The organism is Bacillus sp. ISL-46 (genome assembly GCF_018613205.1).
Genome location: NZ_JAGGQR010000004.1, coordinates 65,923 through 88,179, shown reverse-complemented (window position 1 = coordinate 88,179; position 22,257 = coordinate 65,923). Strand labels below are relative to the sequence as shown.

General features: G+C 38.7%; 18 protein-coding genes. 11 read left to right on the top strand and 7 right to left on the bottom strand.

Annotated features, from left to right (window positions below):
* Positions 1–14 precede the first annotated feature (14 nt).
* From uxuA to J7E67_RS01810, 5 genes are all read left to right on the top strand, one after another.
* Entirely contained in the window at positions 15–1,127 is a 1,113-nt protein-coding gene (uxuA, locus tag J7E67_RS01830; protein WP_214716190.1) for a mannonate dehydratase, read from the top strand.
* On the top strand, positions 1,093–2,730 hold the full coding sequence (locus J7E67_RS01825) for a mannitol dehydrogenase family protein (RefSeq protein WP_214730794.1): 1,638 nt from the start codon (positions 1,093–1,095) through the stop codon (positions 2,728–2,730). The genes uxuA and J7E67_RS01825 overlap by 35 nt, the downstream gene beginning before the upstream one ends.
* An 81-nt stretch (positions 2,731–2,811) precedes the next feature.
* Positions 2,812–3,462: a bifunctional 4-hydroxy-2-oxoglutarate aldolase/2-dehydro-3-deoxy-phosphogluconate aldolase gene (locus J7E67_RS01820; protein ID WP_214716187.1), complete on the top strand. Its 651-nt coding sequence runs from the start codon at positions 2,812–2,814 to the stop codon at positions 3,460–3,462.
* Entirely contained in the window at positions 3,462–4,475 is a 1,014-nt protein-coding gene (locus J7E67_RS01815; RefSeq protein ID WP_214716186.1) for a sugar kinase, read from the top strand. Before J7E67_RS01820 ends, J7E67_RS01815 begins: the two co-directional genes overlap by 1 nt.
* Before the next feature lie 225 nt (positions 4,476–4,700).
* Positions 4,701–5,402, top strand: a complete 702-nt coding sequence (locus J7E67_RS01810; RefSeq protein WP_214716185.1) for a GntR family transcriptional regulator — start codon at positions 4,701–4,703, stop codon at positions 5,400–5,402.
* Between the two features lie 130 nt (positions 5,403–5,532).
* Here J7E67_RS01810 and J7E67_RS01805 read toward each other — a convergent pair whose 3' ends face one another.
* The 3 genes from J7E67_RS01805 to J7E67_RS01795 all read right to left on the bottom strand — a co-directional run bounded on the left by J7E67_RS01805 (position 5,533) and on the right by J7E67_RS01795 (position 9,542).
* The gene (locus J7E67_RS01805) at positions 5,533–6,798 is read right to left on the bottom strand and encodes an MFS transporter (RefSeq protein ID WP_214716281.1); all 1,266 of its coding nucleotides are present in this window, start codon (positions 6,796–6,798) and stop codon (positions 5,533–5,535) included.
* Between the two features lie 153 nt (positions 6,799–6,951).
* Positions 6,952–7,965, bottom strand: a complete 1,014-nt coding sequence (locus J7E67_RS01800) for a zinc-binding alcohol dehydrogenase family protein (protein ID WP_214716184.1) — start codon at positions 7,963–7,965, stop codon at positions 6,952–6,954.
* Between the two features lie 71 nt (positions 7,966–8,036).
* Positions 8,037–9,542 (bottom strand): UxaA family hydrolase, encoded by a 1,506-nt coding sequence (locus tag J7E67_RS01795; protein ID WP_214730793.1) that lies wholly within the window; start codon positions 9,540–9,542, stop codon positions 8,037–8,039.
* 196 nt (positions 9,543–9,738) lie between these two features.
* Here J7E67_RS01795 and J7E67_RS01790 point away from each other — a divergent pair, with 196 nt between their 5' ends.
* The 5 genes from J7E67_RS01790 (at position 9,739) to J7E67_RS01770 (ending at position 16,630) form a co-directional block, all read left to right on the top strand.
* The gene (locus tag J7E67_RS01790; protein WP_214716181.1) at positions 9,739–10,623 is read left to right on the top strand and encodes an AraC family transcriptional regulator; all 885 of its coding nucleotides are present in this window, start codon (positions 9,739–9,741) and stop codon (positions 10,621–10,623) included.
* 161 nt (positions 10,624–10,784) lie between these two features.
* Positions 10,785–12,263, top strand: a complete 1,479-nt coding sequence (locus tag J7E67_RS01785) for a tagaturonate reductase (protein ID WP_214716179.1) — start codon at positions 10,785–10,787, stop codon at positions 12,261–12,263.
* 369 nt (positions 12,264–12,632) lie between these two features.
* Complete coding sequence (locus J7E67_RS01780; protein ID WP_214716177.1) at positions 12,633–14,231, top strand: glucose PTS transporter subunit IIA; 1,599 nt, start codon at positions 12,633–12,635, stop codon at positions 14,229–14,231.
* A gap of 278 nt (positions 14,232–14,509) precedes the next feature.
* Positions 14,510–15,697, top strand: a complete 1,188-nt coding sequence (locus tag J7E67_RS01775) for an amidohydrolase (RefSeq protein ID WP_214730792.1) — start codon at positions 14,510–14,512, stop codon at positions 15,695–15,697.
* 165 nt (positions 15,698–15,862) lie between these two features.
* Positions 15,863–16,630: an IclR family transcriptional regulator gene (locus J7E67_RS01770; protein ID WP_214730791.1), complete on the top strand. Its 768-nt coding sequence runs from the start codon at positions 15,863–15,865 to the stop codon at positions 16,628–16,630.
* Between the two features lie 104 nt (positions 16,631–16,734).
* Here J7E67_RS01770 and J7E67_RS01765 read toward each other — a convergent pair whose 3' ends face one another.
* A complete protein-coding gene (locus tag J7E67_RS01765; RefSeq protein ID WP_214716173.1) occupies positions 16,735–17,514 on the bottom strand; it encodes a LysM peptidoglycan-binding and 3D domain-containing protein in 780 nt (259 codons plus the stop codon).
* A 365-nt stretch (positions 17,515–17,879) separates the two neighbouring features.
* Positions 17,880–18,797: an aldo/keto reductase gene (locus tag J7E67_RS01760; protein WP_214730843.1), complete on the bottom strand. Its 918-nt coding sequence runs from the start codon at positions 18,795–18,797 to the stop codon at positions 17,880–17,882.
* A gap of 330 nt (positions 18,798–19,127) precedes the next feature.
* On the opposite strand from J7E67_RS01760, the gene J7E67_RS01755 reads away from it, so the two are divergent.
* Positions 19,128–20,675 (top strand): flavin monoamine oxidase family protein, encoded by a 1,548-nt coding sequence (locus tag J7E67_RS01755; RefSeq protein ID WP_214730790.1) that lies wholly within the window; start codon positions 19,128–19,130, stop codon positions 20,673–20,675.
* An 86-nt stretch (positions 20,676–20,761) separates the two neighbouring features.
* On the opposite strand, the gene J7E67_RS01750 is transcribed toward J7E67_RS01755, so the two are convergent.
* Together J7E67_RS01750 and rluF are read right to left on the bottom strand one after the other, a co-directional pair.
* Positions 20,762–21,301: a helix-turn-helix domain-containing protein gene (locus J7E67_RS01750; protein ID WP_214716169.1), complete on the bottom strand. Its 540-nt coding sequence runs from the start codon at positions 21,299–21,301 to the stop codon at positions 20,762–20,764.
* A 44-nt stretch (positions 21,302–21,345) separates the two neighbouring features.
* Positions 21,346–22,053, bottom strand: coding sequence for a 23S rRNA pseudouridine(2604) synthase RluF (gene rluF, locus J7E67_RS01745; protein WP_168241370.1), 708 nt, complete (start codon positions 22,051–22,053; stop codon positions 21,346–21,348).
* Between the last annotated feature and the right edge of the window lie 204 nt (positions 22,054–22,257).

Genomic DNA, 22,257 nt, shown 5'->3' with positions numbered 1-22,257 from the left:
AGGAGTGGATATCGATGCAAATGACATGGAGATGGTATGGTGAAGGGAACGACTCGATTACACTTGACCATATTCGGCAAATTCCGGGTGTAATGGGAGCCGTTTGGTCTCTGCATGATAAGGTTGCAGGGGAAGAATGGGAAATGGAAAGAATCCAGGAGGTTGCGGACCAAATTCGAAGCAAAGGATTCAGTCCGGCTGTAGTAGAAAGCGTAAACATTCATGATGATATCAAAATCGGATTGCCTACTAGGGATAAGTATATCGATATTTATATCGATACAATTAAGAAGCTTTCTAAAGTCGGAGTGAAAGTGATTTGCTACAATTTTATGCCGGTTTTTGACTGGACAAGAACGGACCTATATAAGGAGTTACCTGACGGTTCCAATGCCCTGTTTTATGAAAAAGCTGCGGTTACCGATGATCCAAAAGATATGGTTGAAAAAATCCTGGGCGGCGTCGGTGAATTTACCATGCCGGGCTGGGAACCGGAACGTATGGCTAAGTTGGACGAATTGTTTAAAGCGTATGAGGGAGTGACCGAAGACATTCTTTTCGACAACTTGAAATACTTCCTTGAACGAGTGATCCCTGTATGTGAAGAATATGATGTGAAAATGGCGATCCACCCGGATGATCCCGCTTGGCCGATTTTCGGATTGCCACGTATTATTCGCAATCGGAATTATATCAGAAGATTCCTTAATCTTGTAGATAGTCCATACAACGGTTTAACCTTCTGCACAGGATCATTAGGAACCAATCCTGAAAACGATTTACCGGCAATGATTCGCGAATTTCATGATCGAATCCATTTTGCACATATCCGTAATGTAAAGGTTTTTGAAAATGGCGATTTTATTGAAGTCTCTCACCGCGGCCAGGATGGAAGCGTCGATGTAGCCGAAGTCATCAAAGCGTACCATGAAAATGGATTTACGGGTTATGTCCGCCCGGATCACGGTCGTCACCTTTGGGGCGAAGAGAAACATTGCAGACCTGGTTATGGGCTGTATGACAGAGCGCTTGGAATCATGTATATGCTAGGTGTTTGGGACAGCCTGGAAAAAGAGAAAGGAAGAGAGCTAAGTGCTACAGTTAAAGAGAAGCAGTATAGTAAATGAAGCTGAAGCATGGAAAGGAATCGGAGTCGAACTTCCGCAATTTGATTTTAACCAGGTTGCCAAAAGTACGATCGAAAAGCCGCAGTGGGTACACTTTGGTGCCGGAAATATTTTCAGGGGCTTTGTTGCCAATGCTCATCAAAAACTGTTAAACCAAGGACAAGCGGAGACCGGAATTATCGCAGCGAAAACGTATGATTTTGAAATGATCGACCGGTTAAATAAGCCGTATGATAACCTGACCCTGCTTGTGACCATGAAAGCAAACGGCTCTTTTGAGAAGACCGTCATTAACAGCATTGTCGACACTATTGCAGCTGATTACAACAGGAAAGATGAATTCAACCGGCTTGTCGGGATTTTCGAAAATCCAAGTCTGCAGATGGCCAGCTTTACGATTACGGAAAAAGGCTATACCTTGACGAATCCATCCGGGCAATTTATAGGTATGGTTGAGAAAGAATTTGAAACTGGATTGGATAGCCCGGTCCATGCCATGAGCATTGTAACAGCACTTGTCTACCACAGATATATGAAAGGACAATATCCCATGACTTTCGTCAGCATGGATAACTGTTCCCATAATGGCGACAAGCTCAAAGCTGCCGTCTTAACGATAGCAAAGGAATGGCTCAAGAGGGGACATGTGGAGGAAGGCTTCATTGCTTATCTCGAGGATGAAGGCAAGATCACCTTCCCTTTCACCATGATTGATAAAATTACGCCAAGGCCATCTGAAAAGGTGAAAGAAGCGCTTCTTGACCAAGGGATTATCGGCATGGACATCATTGTCACACCCAAAAATACGTATACGGCGCCTTTCGTCAATGCAGAAGTAAGTGAATATCTTGTCATAGAAGACAAATTCACGAATGGCCGTCCGGCCTTGGAGCAGGCGGGAATTATTTTTACGGACAGGGAAACAGTGAACAAAATTGAAACGATGAAGGTTACCACTTGCCTGAATCCGCTTCATACAGCATTGGCTGTTTCCGGCTGCCTGCTTGGCTATACTTTGATTGCAGATGAAATGAAAGACGAAACACTGAGAAAATTTGTAGAAATGATCGGTTATCAAGAAGGATTGAAGGTAGTGGTCAACCCTGAAATTATCAGCCCGAAAGCCTTCCTGGATGAAGTTTTGAACGAACGCTTTTCCAACCCTTATATCCCGGATACGCCGCAGCGCATCGCGTGCGACACATCCCTAAAAGTAGGAATCCGCTTCGGTGAAACTTTGAAGTCCTATGTAAAAAGAGAGGACCTGAATCCGGCTGATTTGAAAGCTATCCCGCTTGCCATTGCAACGTGGTGCCGCTATCTCCTGGGCATTGATGATGAAGGAAAGCCCTTTACTCTAAGTCCTGATCCACAGCTTGAGACTCTGAAAGCGGCTCTTGAGGGTGTTGCTTTGGGTGACCGAACATCTAACATAAAATTAATCCTGTCCAATCAAGCTATCTTTGGAGTCAATTTGTATGAGATAGGGTTGGGCGAAAAGATTGAGTCCATGTTTTATGACATGCTTGCAGGTACCGGTGCCGTCCGCCGTACTTTGGAGAAGTATTGTCTTTCAGATAAGAAAAAAATCACGGTTGGTTAGGAGCGGATGGGCTATGAGAAGTTTCTCATGCCCATTTCCTATTACCATTGGAAAAGGAATAAATTAAAGGAGGAGAAAATAATGAAAAAACTAGACGTATTGACGAAAATATCCGAATGTGGGGTAGTAGCTGTTGTAAGAGCAGATTCCAAGGAAGAAGCCATTAAGATATCAGAAGCATGTGTAGAAGGCGGCATTCAAGGGATTGAGGTTACTTTCACTGTAAAAGGTGCAGATGAAGTCATCAAGGAATTAGCTTCTATTTACGGAGAGAATTCAAATGTCGTCATTGGAGCCGGAACGGTTCTTGATGCAACGACAGCAAGGATCGCTATTCTTGCCGGTGCACAATTTGTCGTTAGTCCGGGATTTGATGGAGATACGGCCAAACTATGTAATCTCTATCAAATTCCATATATGCCGGGATGCATGACTATCACTGAAATGAAGCATGCGTTAGAAGCCGGGGTCGATATTGTTAAACTATTTCCTGGTAATGCATTCGGTCCTGAGTTTGTAACGGCGGTAAAAGCTCCTCTTCCACAAGTGAACATTATGCCGACTGGCGGAGTCAACCTAGATAATGTGGATAGATGGATAAAAAATGGCTGTGTGGCTGTCGGTGTGGGTGGAAATTTAGTTGCACCAGCCAAACAAGGGAATTATGACAAAATTACTGAATATGCAAAGCAATATGTCCAAAAGGTACAAGAAGCAAGAGGGAACTACTGATGAAAAAAATAGTTACACTTGGAGAAATTATGCTTCGCCTTTCCGTAGATAACGGTGAACGGCTTTTTCAAGCTGATCAGCTTAGGATGCATTATGGCGGTGCAGAAGCAAATGTAGCCGTTTCACTTTCAAACTTTGGACATGACGTCTATTTTGTTAGTAAAGTACCGAAAAATCCATTGGGAATAGCTGTTGAGAGACAATTGAAATCTTACGATGTCCATACTGACTATCTGATTAAAGGCGGGGAACGGTTAGGTTCCTACTATCTGGAAACTGGAGTAGGACAAAGAAATTCCCAAGTGACGTATGACAGGAAGTACTCCAGTTTTTCGATGCTTAGACCAGATGAAATCGATTTTGATGAAGTTTTTTCAGGGGCTGTACTCTTTCATGTTACCGGAATTACCCCGGCACTATCCCCAAGCTTAAAGGAACTTACGTTGCTTGCGCTTAAAAAAGCGAAGGAAAAAGGGGTACTTACCAGCTTTGATTTTAATTACCGGGCAAAACTTTGGAGCCAGCAAGAAGCAGCAGATACGTTTAAAACATTACTTCCATTTGTTGATATATGCTCCTTCGGTGAATTGGATGCCGTTTATATTCTCGGCCTAGATCAAGCTGATCATTCCTTGTCCAAAGAGGATAAGTTGAAATATTATTATTCAAAAATGATTGAATTGTATCCAAACATTCGGTCGATCAGTTCAACGTTCCGAACTATTATTTCTGCTTCAACCAATACGCTGCAAGGAAACTATTTCACTGGCGGGGAGTTATACCAATCAGAGATTTTCCAGATTGATCACATCGTTGATCGGGTAGGCGGCGGTGATGCATTTGCGGCAGGTATTTTACATGGAATCTTAGAAAATAAGCCCTCCCAGGAACTAATCACATTTGCGACAGCAGCATCTGTCTTAAAACATACAATACATGGTGATTGTAATGAGTTTTCAGTAGATGAGGTTGCTGCTTTTGCAAACAATGGTCCAGGGAAAATTGTCCGCTAAAAGTTGAAATCAATTTATCGAAGGATTATCAAAATGCCTATTTCACTTCTTGGGGTGAAGTAGGTTATTTAATTTATTTTATCAAATCGATAATTAAATAGTTTACTATCGACATAAAATGAATAATCGTTTATTGGATAAGAGTCCTGTTGACTTCAGTAACTTACAGAAGTAAAATTTTGTATATAAGTATACTAAATAACAAAAGAATAAAGGGGTTTTATATTGAGTCTTAATAGTATCACTACAAATGACAGAAAAACACTTGGAAAAAAAGCCTATACTAAAATCCGGGGAGAAATTATTACGTTAAACTTTAAGCCAGGACAAATGTTGTCTGAAAGTGAACTGGCTGCTACTTTAGGAGTAAGTCGTACACCTATTCGTGAAGCTTTTTTAATGCTTCTGCATGATGAATTACTTGATATAATTCCACAGCGAGGTGCACGAGTTGCATTAATATCAGTAAAGAAATTTGAAGAAAACAGGTTTGTAAGGGAAAGTTTAGAAATAAGTGCCTTGAAATCTGTAGCCAGAAACTGGAATTCCGATGATTTACGTTATAAAGAAAGTCAAAAAAAAGCTATTGAATTATTAGAAAAACAACATATAGCAGCTACAAAGGGAGAATATATTCAATTCTTGCAGTTAGACGATTTATTTCATTCCGTTTTTTTGGAACTAATGGAAAACCAAACATTAATTTCTGTTGTTACACAAATGAGAGGTCATTTGAACCGGGTGCGCTATTTAGAGTCTACGACACCTAACCATATGGAAAATGTGGTAAGTCAACATCAAAACATTTTTGACGCCATTTCCTCCAATAATGAAGTGAAAACAGAGGAATTATTGCGACACCATTTTCATAAAAAAGACGATTTACCAAAATTAATTGAACTGTATTCAGATTATTTTACTTCTTAACTAGGTGAGTAAGATAGATTAAACTACAAACAAAAAGAGATGACTCAGGCCGTTTTATTAACCGGTTGAGTCATCCTCTAAAACATTAAAGCGCTTAATTTCAAAAAGATAGAAACTAAAACTATAAAATTTAAACAGTCATTTTTACGGATTTCGTGTTAGTGCTGGGATACTTAATGGGACGAACAAAACGGATTACAGATAAGGAAGCAAAGATTGCCAATCCGCCTGCCAATAAAAACGCAGATGTAAATGAACCGGATCTATCAACAAGGTATCCAGTTAAAGCCGGTCCTATAATTCCAGCTGTGTTCGCTAAAAAGTGCATAAATCCACCTACAGATCCAACACTGCTTTGCTCAACAACATCCTGGACGATTGCCCAGTATATTGCCCCTGTCAAATATAGGAAAAATACTGAAAACGCAACCAATGTTACCGCACTGACTGTTGTTGTTACAAGACCAGCCCCTCCGATACAAACAGCTGAAGTAAATAGACAAGTTACAAGCACAACTTTTCTTGAGAACAATACACCTTTATTTGTAAATTTTTTGAAAACAAAATCTGAAACAAATCCGCCAGAGGCTAGTCCAATAAATCCGACAACCCATGGAATCATGGTTATAACACTCATTTCCTTAACATCCATGTGACGAGCATCTATCAAATAACTTGGAAACCAAGTTAAGAAGAAGAATAAAATGTAGTTATAGGAAAAGAATGCAAATGCTGTGAATAATACTGTTTTTTGTTTCAAATAAAAGGTTAATGGACGTTTTTGTTGTGGAACCTTGTTGTTTTTTACAACAGTTGACTTTTCCGCAGAAGCAGCAGGTTTTTCTTTAACAAATTTCCACCAAAATATTGCCCAAACAAGACCTAAAACCATAATAAAAAGGAAGGATATCTTCCAGCTGAATGTAATGGCGATAAAGCCTACAATTGGTCCTGAAATGGCTCCACCAAGAGGTGTGCCACTATTCGTTAAACCAACAGCAGACGCACGTTGGTCAGCTGGGAACCAGTTATTGACCATTTTACTGATGGTTGCCGAAAGCGGGCCCTCACCCATTCCAAATAAAACACGAATGACAATTAAACTTGTAAATCCAACGGCTAATGCAATAGCACCACTAAATAATGACCAAACGATCATGGCAACAAACAAAGTAAGTTTCGCACCGTATTTATCAGAAGCCATTCCCCCAATAAAGTTGAAAATGGCATATCCAACAGAAAAACTACTAAAAATGATTCCCATTTGTGTTGCTGATAATGATAAATCTTCCTTAATAAATGGAGCACCAATGGACAATGCAGAACGGTCTAAATAATTGATTACGCCAGCTATGAATAATAAAATCATTACAGGTAATTTATCTTTTGTGAACATTTTTGATAACATTGATTTACCCCCTAAAATTTTGTTAACGCTTTCTCGTAATATCTAATTAATTTCCACTTATTCTTTTAAATGATTACCTAATTTACTTGATCATGTGCAAATCATTCCTTATGGGAATCATTTGCACCCCCAGATCACCTTTTACACTTCAACAATAGCTTTAATTACTTTGGCCTCTGGGGTTAACCACTCTTCAAATTGATTGATCATCTTATCAAAGCTAGCACGGTGTGTAATGTACGTATCAATATCTACACCGCCAGTTTGTATTGTCTTCACCACATATTCAAAATCTTCCCGAGTAGCATTGCGGCTTCCCATTAATGTAAGTTCTTTTTTATGGAAATCAGGGTCATCGAACAAAATATTACCCTTGGTTAAACCAACATAGATTAATTTTCCGCCGTGAGCTGGATAGTTAAACGCATCAGACATAGATTTAGCATTACCTGTTGCATCAAATACAACTGTTGGCATTTCTCTATTGGTAATTTCCTTTAAATTCTCAATCGGGTTTTCCAAGGCGTTTACAGTATAATCCACTTTGGCCCATTTACGACAATACTCCAAACGTTCTTCGTTTACATCCATTGCAATTACATTTGCTCCCTCTTGCTTGGCAAAAGCCATGACACCTAAACCAATTGGACCTGCACCGATTACAAGAACATATTCCCCCTGTTTAAGTGCAGCACGTCTAATTGCATGTGCTCCTATACTTAAAGGTTCTATCATAGCAGATTGGTCTAGTGTAAGCCCATTTGTTTTAACTAAATGATTGTAAGGAACCGAAATCCATTCACTCATTCCGCCTTCAATGTGAACACCCAAGACTTTCATATCTGTACAGCAATTCGTTTTTCCATTTCTGCATGCAATACATTCACCACATTCCATGTACGGAATGACTGATACTTGATCCCCTGCCTTTAAGCAAGCAGGGTTCTCACCGATCGATTCAATTTCACCAGAAAGTTCATGACCGAGTGTACGAGGATAGCTGAAAAAAGGCTGGTTTCCTCTGTACGCATGGTAATCAGTCCCGCAAATACCAATGCGGCGGATGCGGACTAAAGCTTCTCCCGTTTTAAGCCCAGGCCGTTCAACTTCAACCATGTTAAATTGATTTGGTTGTTCACAGACAATACTTTTCATTGGACTTTCACTCCTTCAATTTATCTAATTATTTTAACTATAAAAATCTTAAATTTTTTCCAATCTATTATTTATAGAATTACACCGTCTTTGAAAATACTAATTTCTCTAAATCCAAACCTCTCATTATTGGTCTTCTTCTCTCCTGATGCGAGATCCAGAATATATCGGAATAAATCAACTTTCAGTTCATCCATAGTTTTTCCCTCGATCAACTGTCCAGCATTATAGTCAATCCAATTCTTTTTGCGTTTGGCTAAATCAGAATTTGTCGCTAATTTTACTGTTGGTACCGGTCCACCAAATGGTGTTCCCCTACCCGTCGTGAATAATACTATATGAGCCCCAGCTGCAGCCAATGCTGTAACAGAGACAAGATCATTTCCGGGCGCGTTGATTAAATTCAATCCAGGTTTTGCTACTCGTTCACCATAAGGATTTACATCGACAACGACAGCGTGTCCCCCTTTTTGAGTACAACCAAGCGATTTTTCCTCTAGTGTACTAATCCCGCCTGCTTTATTTCCAGGTGATGGATTTTCATAAATGACCTGATCATGACGAATAAAATATTCTTTAAAATCATTTACTAAGTGAACAATCTTATTGAAGACTTCCTCATTTTCCGCTCGGTTCATCAAGATTGTTTCCGCCCCAAACATCTCAGGGACTTCTGTCAAAATTGTTGTTCCACCATCTGCAACAATTAAATCAGATACTGCCCCAACTAAAGGATTGGCTGTAATACCAGAAAAGCCATCAGAACCACCGCATTTCAGTCCTACTTTTAGCTTTGAAACGGGTACTGGCTGGCGTTTAAATTGTTCTGCATACTCCACTAATTCTTCAATTAAACTTAAACCAGTCTCTAATTCATCTTCCACTTCCTGGGACTTCATGAACTTCATGCGATTTGGAGGATATTCACCAATAACCTCTTTAAAAGATTCAATTTGGTTATTTTCGCATCCCAGCCCAACAATCAAGACACTGGCTGCATTTGGATGTTGGGCCAAAGCAGCTAACAGCTTTTGTGTATTAGACAAATCATCCCCTAATTGGGAACATCCGAATGGATGGGAGAAATGATAGATTCCATCCACTCCGCGATCCTTAAACTTTTCACTAGCCATTTTGGCGAGTAATTCACATGTTTTATTGATGCAGCCTACCGTATTGATAATCCAGATTTCATTGCGGATTCCAGCTTCCCCGTTTTCACGAAGATATCCCTGGAATGTATGCTCCGATTCTTTTTTGACTTCCTGTTGGCTGATAGGTTGATAGGTATAATCCAAGATTCCCTTTAAACCAGTCTCCAGATTGTGGGTATGTACCCATTCCCCAACAGAAATGTTCCTCTTTGCCTTACCAATTGAATAACCAAACTTGAGAACATCCTCCCCTTTATTTACAGGGCGGATTAAAATTTTATGCCCTTTTGGAATATCCTCTAAAACATTGATATTTAGTATTTCATTTTCTTCCGTTTGAATCTGAATGTTTTCCCCTTTACGGATTTCTTGCAATGAAATAACAACGTCATCTTTTGCATTCAATTGAACTACATTATTCATTTCATTTCCTCCAACCTTTTTAATTGTTAGTACAATGTATTAACAATCGTTCGTCATATTAACGAACATATAACAAAAGAAAACCCTTTCAATTTCAATTTCCTTAATCTTACCATCAATATTTGAAATGGAAATTACATTTTTTGCTTCATTTATACCTTTTTTTGATATAAGATACAATTGGGTGATGAGCTATATGAAAACGATAACAAAAATTTCAAACAGTAACTTACTGTTTCCTTTTTCTTTTATTTATCAAGATACCAAAAGTCCACAAAAAGAACTGGCTGACCATATTCACGATTATTATGAAATTGTTTATGTATATAGTGGAAAAGGGACTTTTTTCATCGATGATATTTTTTATGACATGAAACAAGGTGATGTATTCCTTATCCCGAACAATATCATTCATCGTGCCATGCCTGACAAGGATGAACCTATAACATCGACCATTATTTTTTTCAGCCCAACATTAATTTATAATGTCTTACTTGATGATTCTTTCTCTTATTTAAATTTGTTTGATATGGCAAAAAAAATGAAAACTTATAAAATATCCCTGGAACTAGAGAATCAAAAGAAGATGGAAGAACAACTCTTAAATATTTTTCAAGAAACGGTAAAAAATGAACTGGGATCTAGACATGCCTCATTGCTATTCGTTCATCAGATCATACTTGACTTATATCGTGCCCACACGGATAATAAACAGCACTTAATCGAAACGAATACCTATGGACCAGATTGGGTCAAAGAAATTTTAGTCTATATTAATCAAAATTTAAGTCATCAATTAGCCCTGACCGAACTTGCTAAAGAGGCCCTTGTCAGTACCTCTCATTTTAGTAGAGTATTTAAACAAATAACCGGAATGGGCTTGACCGTGTATATAAATAATAAAAGAGTCATTAAAGCCAAAGAACTTTTATTGGAAACGAATCATACAGTTTCCTTTATTGCCGAAGAATGTGGATTTGAAAGCATGACCCATTTTCATAGAATCTTTAAAAAATATATGGATATGACTCCAGCTAATTATCGAAAAGAAAATAAAATGTTCCACACTCCGAACATTTAAAAATCAAAACACCACAGGATCAAAATATCCTGTGGTGTTTTAGTATCAAAATAAGGTATAAATATAGCAAAAACTGTGATTTTTATTCCGTTTATTGATGATACAATATTTTTGTAAACATGTTAACGTTTTCATAGAGATTTAAGAGGAGGCTTTATAACATGCAAAAATTAACAAAGGAAACATGGGCTGATTACAGGGAATATCCAGAAAAGGTAATACAGTTTGGTGAGGGAAATTTTTTAAGGGCCTTTGTTGATTGGAAAATAGACAAAATGAATAAAGAAGCAAATTTTAATGGCAGTGTAGTAGTCGTTCAACCAAGAGAACATGGAACGGTTCATAAATTAAATGAACAAGACGGGTTATACACACTTTACCTGCAAGGAATCAAGAATAAGCAGGCTGTTAGAGAGCATAGCGTGATCAATTGTATCAGCAGGGGAATTAACACTTATACAGATTACTCCCAGTATTTAGAGCTGGCAGAAAACCCTGAATTAAGATTTATCATTTCCAACACAACCGAGGCTGGAATTTATTTTGAGGAAAATGATAAATTGGAAGATCAACCGCAGAAAAGTTATCCGGGTAGATTAACTGCTCTTTTATACCACCGATTTAAAGCATTCGATGGCGATACAAACAAAGGATTTATCATTATTCCTTGTGAGTTAATTGATCGAAATGGCGAAAAACTGAAGAAAATCGTCCTTCAACATGCGGCACTATGGAATTTGGGAGAAGAATTTGTTAATTGGGTTCATGAAGCCAATGCATTCTGCTGCAGCCTTGTCGATCGAATTGTTACCGGTTATCCAAGAGATACCATTAATGAAATCACGGAAGAATTAGGATATAAAGATGATCTTGTTGTCGTAGGAGAACAATTCCACTTATGGGTCATTGAAGGTCCAGATTGGATTAAAGAGGAGTTTCCAACTGATAAAGCAGGTCTTGATGTTAAATTCGTCAGCGATATGACTCCATATCGATCAAGAAAAGTCAGGATTCTAAATGGTGCTCATTCTGCCATGACTCCTGTCGCTTATTTATACGGATTAGACACAGTGGGTGAAGCCGTTACAAATGAAATAACCAAGAAGTTTGTGGAAGAGTTAATTTATGAAGAAATTATTCCTGTTTTAGATTTACCGGAACAAGAATTGAAGCTTTTTGCAGAAGCTGTGCTTGAAAGGTTTATGAATCCATTTGTAAATCACTATTTAACTAGTATTGCCTTAAACTCAATGTCTAAGTTTAAAACAAGGGATTTACCGTCTTTGCTCGAATATCTGGACAAGAAGAAGGAACTTCCAAAAAAATTAACATTCTCCCTTAGCGCCTTAATTAGTTTCTACAAAGGAAAAAGAGGGGAAGAAGAAATACAACTGCAGGATGATCAAGATATTTTAGATTTATATAAATCCTTATGGGAAAACTATGACAATACAGAGAGTGGTATAAAACAAATTGTTACATCTGTACTTGCATATGAAAAAGTTTGGGGTATGGACCTAAATAATGTGCCAATGTTAACAGAGGCTGTGACGAATTATCTCATTAAAATTGAAAATGATGGGATGAAAGAAGCTATTAAAGAGGTTACTAAAATGAATGCTACAATTGAAGTTGACTGATCCTTCTAAGGAGAATGTTACCTGAGTGAGAAGCAAGGGGAACTTTACTTTCTCTCATACTTTTATTTTTCTACTAGCATAATGACAAATTCTTTGAAGCGTACCTAAATCAAAAGTCTCTATCGCTACCCATAATGGAACAATAATGTGCTTAGAATTTTCTTCGTAAGATGCACACCCAGCGATAAATAACTGCGAAAATTTGAGCCTCTCGTTTGGTAAAGAGAGGTTCTTTTATATATTTAAAAAATTTTCAAAAAAGGATTATCTTCGTTTGAATTCTACCTTTTCGGAAATCATAAGATAAGGTTTCTGCTTATAAAAAATCGTTTTATCTAAGGTGAAATTTCAAACAAGGAGATCAAAAAAATGAATGCGATTAATACGAATGATGCTTCTATAGAAAAAAAAGAAACGGTCATGAATAAAATTTTAGGAGCAATCAGTGGAAGCTTCGCGCCTATTTTAGGGGTACTTGCTGGATCCGGATTAATTTCAGCCTTATTATCCATCTTATCGACATTAGGATGGTTATCTGCTAAAAGCGGAACCTATGCCATTCTTTCTGCAGCTGGACATGCTGTTTTTTATTTCTTCCCAGTTTTTCTAGGGATTACATTAGCCTTAAAACTGGGAGCCAACGGCTATGTTGGTGGTGCGATCGGTGCAGCACTTTTGGAACCGCATTATACGGGTTTAGTTGAAGCAAATGCTCAAAACGTAGATTTCTTGGGGATTCCGGTTATATTAGCAAATTATTCTTCAACCGTTTTTCCAATATTAATGGCTGTTTCCATATATTCCGTATTAGATAAGTTTTTGAAAAAAGTAATTTATAAAGACTTACAAATGTTTCTAAATCCACTTATCTCATTAATGGTGATTGTTCCTTTAACCGTACTCGTATTTGGTCCTTTTGGTACATATGTGGGCGGGGCCTTAGCAGTGGTTATCAAATTTTTAAGTTCAAAAAGTGGAATGTTAACTGGAGCGGTGATGGGAGCTGCATGGTCATTCCTGACTATATTAGGCCTCCACTGGGCCATAATTCCAATATTTATTGCAAATCTTGCGACTGGTGGTGATCCGCTTAGTGCGATGATATCAGCAGCTCCTTTCGCTCAAATCGGGATGGGTCTTGGGGTGTTCTTTAAAACGAGAGATAAAAATTTGAAAACGCTAGCTGGATCAGGGCTTATCCCTAGTGCCTTGGCAGGTACAACAGAAATCATCACATACGGTATCCTAGTACGTTACAAACGAACGATGCTTTTTGTTGCAATAGCCGGAGCTATTGGCGGAGCGATAAATGGGGCATTTGAAGTAAAAGGGACGGCATTTGCTCTCCCAAGTTTCTTGTCGATTCCTGTATTTACACCAATCGGACTATATTTAATGGGGACTTTAACGGCTTTAGTTATCGCATTGGTTCTGACACTTGTATTTGGATATGAAGGGAAAAGCGACGCAGTCCCTGCCAAAACGGTGAAAGAATTTCGACTAGCGAATGTAAAGAGAGAAACCATTTTAAGTCCATTAAGCGGGGGAATTGTTCCATTAAGTGAAATTAGCGATCCGCTTTTTTCAACAGAGACGGTAGGTAAAGGAATTGCGATTGAACCCACAAACGGCGAAGTGATCTCGCCCGTTGATGGAACGGTTACCACTCTATTTCCAACCGAGCATGCCATTGGCATTACATCAGAAGATGGGGCTGAAATCTTAATTTGTATTGGGGTTGATACTATTAATTTAAAAGGTCAATTTTTCACTTCTCAAGTAAAACAATGGGATAAAGTGAGAAAGGGCGACTTGCTAATTCAATTTGACATTGAAAAAATTAAAGCTGCAGGCTTTGATGTAAAAACTCCTGTAGTCATCACTAATACCAATCAATATGTTGATGTTGTCCCAGCCATAGATGGGAAAGTCCAGGCAAAAGATGAATTAATCATGCTGGTTGTATAAATGAAAACTTGCCGATTGGAATGTCCGGTAAGACGGTTCACATTTTTATTGTTTGGGAGGACTCAAGTTCGCCAGTTTGACCGGCAATGAAGATAAAGGATTATTTAAATGATGGTTAAGAGCATTAGGAACCAGTGCAAGTGTTTGGCGTATTAATTGAATCTACATAGATTTTTCCCTCCTCGTAAGTTTGTTCTCTAGATTATTGTATATAGGATTTATAAAGCTCGCTATATTTATTCCGACTCTTTATGCCATCAAAAAAGGAGACGAACAGGATGAAAAGTGAATTAATAAGCATGTTAGAATCACGTAAGGAAGAAATAATTGAAATCCGCCGCCATTTACATGAAAATCCTGAGATCTCTTTTAAAGAGGTGAAAACGGCTCAGTACATTGCAGATTTTTATAAAGGGAAAGATGTTGACATTCAAACGAATGTTGGAAATGGTTATGGTATGATCGTAACGATTAAAGGTGGAAAACCTGGAAAAACCATTGGTCTTCGTGCTGATTTTGATGCACTTCCTATTGCAGAAGAAGCGGATGTGCCGTTTAAGTCAAAGAATGAAGGTGTCATGCATGCGTGCGGACATGACGGACATACGGCATACCTGTTAGTTTTGGCTGATTGCTTAATTCAATTAAAAGACTCCATCCCAGGTACCATCAAAATCATTCACCAACATGCAGAAGAAGTTCCGCCAGGAGGAGCAAAAAGTATTGTAGAATCTGGCTTGATTGATGACTTAGATGCCATTTATGGCATTCATTTGTTACCAATGAGACCTGCGGGAACAGTAGGATTTCATGCGGGGTATTCCTTCAATGGACGAGCTTACATGAAATTGAAAGTTCAAGGAAGAGGTGGACATGGTTCCTCTCCTCATTTAGCTAACGATGCCATTGTTGCTGCTGCACATTTTGTTACAGCTGCTCAAACCATTGTTAGCCGCAGATTAAGTCCATTCGATGTCGGTGTGATCACAATCGGATCTTTTGATGGAAAAGGTACATTCAACGTGATCAAGGACAGCGTCGAACTTGAAGGTGATATTCGGTATATGACAGTAGAAACAAAAGAAACGATTGAGAAAGAAGTTAAACGGATTGTAAAAGGAATTGAAGAAGAATTTGGCGTAACATGTGAGCTTACTTATGCTCCAGATTATCCACCTTTATACAACAACCCTGAGCTTACGGCAATGGTTGCAGAAAGTTTACGAAGCATGAATGATAAAGATATAAAAGAAGTTAAAGAATTTCCGGCTATGTCTCCATCCGAAGACTTTGCTTATTATGCTGAAAAATTCCCTGCCTGCTTCTTTTACATCGCATGCACACCAAAAGGAGTAGAAAATCCTTACTTCAATCATCATCCAAAATTTGATATCGATGAAGATGCACTCCTAGTAGCTGCTAAAGCTGTTGGACAAGTGGTTTGCAGTTATTATCAATTAGATTAAAAAATTTAAAAAAACCTATCACATCCGCCATTAGATTCAGTATGTGATAGGTTTTTTTGTATGGACAGTGACACAATATTAGTACCACCTTTGTAGAAACTGGATGTCATTTGACCAATTTCAGTTATAATAGAATGAATAGATTGGAGGAAGGAGTTCATATTTTTGAACAACGATAAACAGGATCAAACGAAAACATCCAATATTCAAGTGATCTCTCGTGCGGCTAAAATACTAAGGGCTCTTAGAGACCATCCAAAAGGATTAAGCCTATCGAAAATTGCTAAAGAAGTAGGTCTGGCCAGATCGACGGTTCAAAGAATTGTGACTGCTCTTGAACAGGAGAGGTTAGTTGCAGCAGCTTCCGCTAATGAAGGTTTCTGTCTTGGGCCAGAGATTTCATTGCTAGCGGCTGCGGTCCAGAGTGATTTAAGAGAAGAAGTCAGGCCATTTTTAATAGAACTATCACGTCAAGTTAATGAAACGGTAGACCTGTCCGTTTTAGATAACAGTAAGGTGCTTTTTGTGGATCAAATAATCGCACCGCATCCATTGCAAGCAACTTCACAACCTGGTGCGTCTTTTCCATTACATTGCACGGCAAACGGAAAGGCGATACTGGCCTCCTTACCTATAGCTGAGGTTGAGAAATTGATACCGTTGGACATGCAACCGTTCAATGATCAGACAATTACAAGCCGGTATGAACTGTTAAAGGAATTAGAAGTGGTTCGTAAACAGGGAGTAGCTTTTGCCAGGGAAGAGCACATTCAAGGAATTTGTGCAGTGGGCGCAGTTATTTTTGATCGAAGGGGAAATTTAAGCGCTATCTCGATTCCGCTCCCCTCCATTCGTTTTTATGGCAATGAAGAGAAGCTAGCGGCTGCCCTCCTTCATACATGTCAAACAATTAACCAGCACTTTAATAACTAATATTGAAGAATGGACATCATTGATCTTCGTTATGACTAAAATGAAAAAGGACCGCGAAATGATATTTCGGGTCCTTTGAATCTTCTGGCTAACATACGGGTATGTTAGTTTAAAATGGTTACCTTTAATTGTTTTACCCCAAAATTGATGGCATCTTGTTCAGCAGGAATAAAGACATCAATTCGATTCCCTTTAATGGCTCCACCTGTATCCCCAGCGATTGCTTCACCATAGCCTTCTACATAAACTTTACTGCCAAGCGGTATAACAGATGGGTCAACGGCGATGACCTTTTTATTTGGGTTATCAATAAGGTTAATTCCAGTAGCCGTAGTGCCGGAACAACCCTCACACGAAGCTGTATAGGCTGTAGCTTTCACTGTAATTTCCCTTGAACTTATATTAGTAGTTGATGCAGCTTCAACCGCTGGTTCACTTTCCTTTGGTGCTTGCGCTGCAGGCTTTGCTGATGTTGTATGTGCAGCAGGCTTCGTTTGTTTTTCTGCTACAGTAGTATTAGTCGTATTTAAACCTTCATAGATTAATAGATTTAATCCAGGATGGATGAGATCGGTAGTTAATTTGTTCCATTCTTTAAGTTGCGAAACAGTTACCTGATAATTCGTGGATATGTCCCATAAAGTGTCACCTTGTTTAACAGCATAATGTTTTTCCGGTGCAATGGTTAGTACATCTCCAGGGTGAATAAGGTCCGTAGTAAGATGATTCAACTTTTGTATATTTTCTAAAGATGTATTATTTGCGCGTGATAGATCCCAAAGGGTATCCCCTTTTTGTACTGTTACTGTTGCGGCTTGTACATTAGCACTTACAGTTACTGAGAGTACAGCAACTGCTATTATTGATATAATTCTTTTAAGCATTCTTTTACCCTCCATGTTCTTTGGTTGCTAAGTTTTCATCATCGTAACATAGAATTTTCTGACACAAAGAACAGGGAGATGTTAAATCGTTTACATCCATGGCAATATTATTGCGATAATATTTCTAAATTCATCTAATAATTTGAAAATAGAACCCCTCAAGGCTCCTAAAATGAAAAAGACCCAGTAGTAGTCCTATCTGGGCGCGTTACTTCTATTTTTACAATAGTGTTACATAAAATGAATTTAAAGTTTATATTATCCTATTATTTTCCTTAAATACCATTTATTTTTCGATTTAAAAACTAATTTCCCATCTAAACAAGGCACAACATTCGCTGTGCCTTGTTTTTTGATGTGTTTATTTACGGTAGAATATTGCCTGCTGCACGATAGATTCGGTACCATTCTTCACGTGTTAACTGAACTTCGCTTGCCTTACAGCAGTCCTTTAACCTGTCGATATTCATCGTTCCGATCACAGGCTGCATGTGGGCAGGATGACGTAAAAGCCAGGCGGTAGCGATGGTCGTGTTGCCCACTTCATATTTGGCGGCAATTTCATCGATCTGCTGATTCAATTCTGGGAATTTGTCGTTTCCAAGGAATACTCCTTCAAAGAATCCATATTGGAATGGAGACCAAGGTTGAATGGTAATATCATTTAGTCTGCAAAAATCGAGGATGCTGCCGTCTCGGTTAATTGCAGAATCATTTTCCATGTTTACATTGATTCCATTAGAAATCATGTTGGCGTTGGTAATACTTAATTGCAATTGGTTAGCCACAAGTGGCTGCTTCACAAATTTCTGGAGCAGTTGGATCTGCATCGGATTCTGATTGGAGACACCAAAATGGCGCACTTTCCCCGATTTCTCAAGGCTATCAAAGGCCTCTGCCACCTCTTCAGGTTCGACCAGTGCATCCGGGCGATGCAGAAGGAGAACGTCAAGATATTCGGTGTTCAGCCGTTTCAATATTCCGTCGACTGATTCTAAAATATATTCTTTCGAAAAATCAAACATTCCCTTGCGAATGCCGCATTTGGATTGCAAGATGATTTTTTCACGAATTTCCGAGTTCATGTGGATGGCATCTGCAAAAATTTCTTCACATGTTCCGCCGCCATAGATGTCCGCATGGTCGAAGAAGTTAGCCCCTTCTTCTAAAGCAGTTTGGATAAAGCGTTCAGCCTCTGTTTTTTCTAGCGAGTTAATACGCATACAGCCAACTGCTACGACAGGCACCTCTAATGAACTGCTTCCTAATTTAATGGTTCTCATCATTTGTTTCCTCCAATTTGTTATACTTGGCGAACGATGTCAATTGGTAATGCGGATATTCGACTATTTCTTCCAACCACATTACCAGAATGAGTGAAACTATTTTTCCCTATTCTTCCCTATTTTGACACATGGGTTTAGTAATAGGCAATTTTTAAACAGCTGCCGTTACATCCATATCGAAGTAGCGATAAAAAATAAATCTGGAAACAGGCTTCTTGCCTCAAGCAAATCAACAGACCATGCATATTTTATTGGTAATTACTATTACACGATAGTTAATCGATCATTTAGCATGGTTTTATTTTTGCATAAAGGGGCTGGTTTTGCTTGGCACGAACGCCATTGGCAAGTATACTGCAGAAATCATTTTTGTTGGCAGGTACTGAACTGAAGAAACCATTAAGTACTGGACAAGCTATTACACTAGATAATAATAATTTACAGAATGCTCTACTCACGCCACAAAAGTATACGAATGAGGGTGGAAAGGCTGCTCCTAAAATCGTCATTGTAGGAGCGGGATTGGCAGGTCTAACAAGTGCTTATCGACTTAAACAGGCTGGGATCACATCAACTATTTATGAAGCGACCGATCGGGTTGGGGGACGTTGTTGGACAAGAAGAGGGTACTTCAACGACGAGCAAATTGTCGAGCGTGGCGGAGAATTAATAGATACCTGCCATATCGAAATTCAAGAACTCGCCAAAGAGTTGGGATTAGAATTAGATAATTTAATCATGGCAGAACCCGTTCACACCAAACCATTTTATTTTTTTGATCAACGCCCTTATTCCTTTGATGAAGTAACTAATGATTTTATAAAAATCCTCCCTAAACTACAAAAGGATCTGAAAGCAGTGGGTGAAACGACCCTTTATAATAGTTATACTGAGCGAGGATTTGAGCTTGATCATATGTCTATAGTAGATTATATCAATGAAACCGTACAAGAAGGCATCCATTCAAGATTTGGTAAATTACTTGCACTTGCCTATTCCATTGAAAATGGAGCTGATGCTCACCAGCAAAGTGCCTTAAATCTACTTTATATGTTGGGGTTTGCACAAAATGAGCCCTTTCGAATGTACGGTGATTCAGATGAATGCTTTCATATAAGGGGCGGGAATGACCAGCTCCCTGCTTTATTAGCAAAAAAACTTAAGGAGCAAATCGTATTTAATGCCCAATTGATTAAGATTGAACAGTCCGTTCAAAATAAAATAACGCTCGTTTTTCGAAATAAAGAAAAGGAATGGAAGGTCTTAGCCGATAAAATTATTCTTGCTCTCCCTTTTAGTATTTTAAGAACGATAGATTATGAGAATGCAAGATTTCGTCCGTTAAAAGAAACAGCAATTGAAGAGCTTGGAATGGGGGTAAACACAAAACTCCATGTACAATTTGTTAATCGGTTCTGGAATGTGCTCGGAAATAATGGTGAAACATTTGCGGATACAGGCTATCAACAGACCTTTGAATCCTCTCGATCTCAACCAGGTAATTCAGGAATTCTTGTTAACTTCCTAGGAGGTGAAACAGCGGCGCAACTGCTTGCTTACACAGATCGAGAATTAGTAGAGAAGACGAAAGAATTTTTGGACAAGCTTGAACCTGCATTGCCTGGAAGTAATAATAAATGGAATGGTTTAGCAACCGTAGACCATTGGCTAAGTAACCAATGGACTAAAGGCGCTTATTCCTATTGGAAAGTTGGCCAATATACGAAATTTGCTGGAATTTTGGGAGAGCGGGAAGGCAATATCCTCTTTGCCGGTGAGCACACTTCGATTAAGTTTCCTGGTTATTTAAATGGTGCGGTCGAGACTGGTGAGAGGGCAGCACATGAAGTAATCAATGATATAAAAGTAGATTAGGAAAAAAATGCTGACAAATTTGGAATCTGTTGTTCCTTTTTGTCAGCATTTTTTATTGTGAATTTCTAAGGGAAAGCTAACAGTGTTTAGAAAATGTCATTTAGTTCGCTATCAGAATAGATGGAAATTAACACAACTGCTTTACCATCACCAATATTTTTTACGAAATGCGGGACACTTGCGTTCCAACTGAAGGAATCGCCTTCGTCAATGATCATCGAGTCTTCGCCTTGTTCGGCCAAGACTTTTCCCTCCAAAACCAAATGACATTCTTCTCCTTCATGGGCATTTAATTCACCCATGGAAGCACCAGCAGGGAATTCGACCAGCATCATTCTTAATCCACCTTTGGAGGTTAGATGCTCAACCTTCAAATTGTTAAAGGAGGAGTGAGTCCTTTCAGCCTTTCGAACGACGCGCATATGCTGCTTCTTTTCTAATAATAAATAAGGTAAAGGGATATCAAGAAAGGTTGCAATGGTTTGCAAAGTACTAATCGATGGTGAGGTGTTATTGTTCTCGACATTTGAGATAAATCCCTTTGAAAGTCCAGTCCCCTCACACATTTGCGCAATGGTGATTTTTTTTCTATTTCGTATTGCACGGATTTTCGATCCAATATCCAAATGATTCACCTCAAAGGTTTCCAAATAAAAAACATAATTCTATTTTACCATTCTTTCGGCTGATAGTTTAAGTCTGCAAACAATTGATTGCGTTCTTTCTTAGATAGGTCGCGCCACTGTCCGATCGGTAGATTGCCTAAATGAATATTCATGATTCGCGTCCGCTGCAACCTGACAACTCCATAGCCAAGGGCAGAACACATTCGGCGGATTTGCCGATTTAGACCCTGTGTTAAGATGATTTGAAATACATATTTAGACAATTGCGTTACTTTACATGGTAATGTCTTTGTATCTAGAATTTCCACACCCGCTGCCATCCTCTTTAAAAATTCAGGTGTGATCGGTTTGTCGACTGTCACGATATATTCTTTTTCGTGCTTATTTTCGGCACGCAAAATCTCGTTAACGATATCTCCATCATTCGTTAAGAGAATTAACCCATCTGATTCTTTATCTAAGCGGCCAATATGGAAAATCCGTAAGGGATGATTGACCAAATCAATGATATTTCCCTTTATATGTCTTTCCGTTGTGCTGGTAATCCCAACGGGTTTATTTAAAGCGATATAGACATAGTTTTTAGCCACTTTAATCGGGCTGCCGCTAATACGGACATCATCCCCGGGCTCAACTTGGCTCCCGATCACCGCAACTTTTCCATTAATCGTAACTCTTCCTTCACTAATTAACTTATCTGCTCCTCTTCTAGATGCCTTGCCAGACTCGCTAATAAATTTATTAATACGCATGATACACACCCTTAAGTGGAGAATTGTAAGTTTACCATACCCAACTGCTGCCTTTTTTTCAAGTCTTCGGTGCCTGACACTAAAATATTACAAAAGCTACTCAATAGGCCATGTAGTTTACGAACCTGAGGCATTATTAAGGAACAAGTAATGGCGGAAAAAGAGAATATTTGTGAAACGGCATTAAATATCACTGAACTGCTA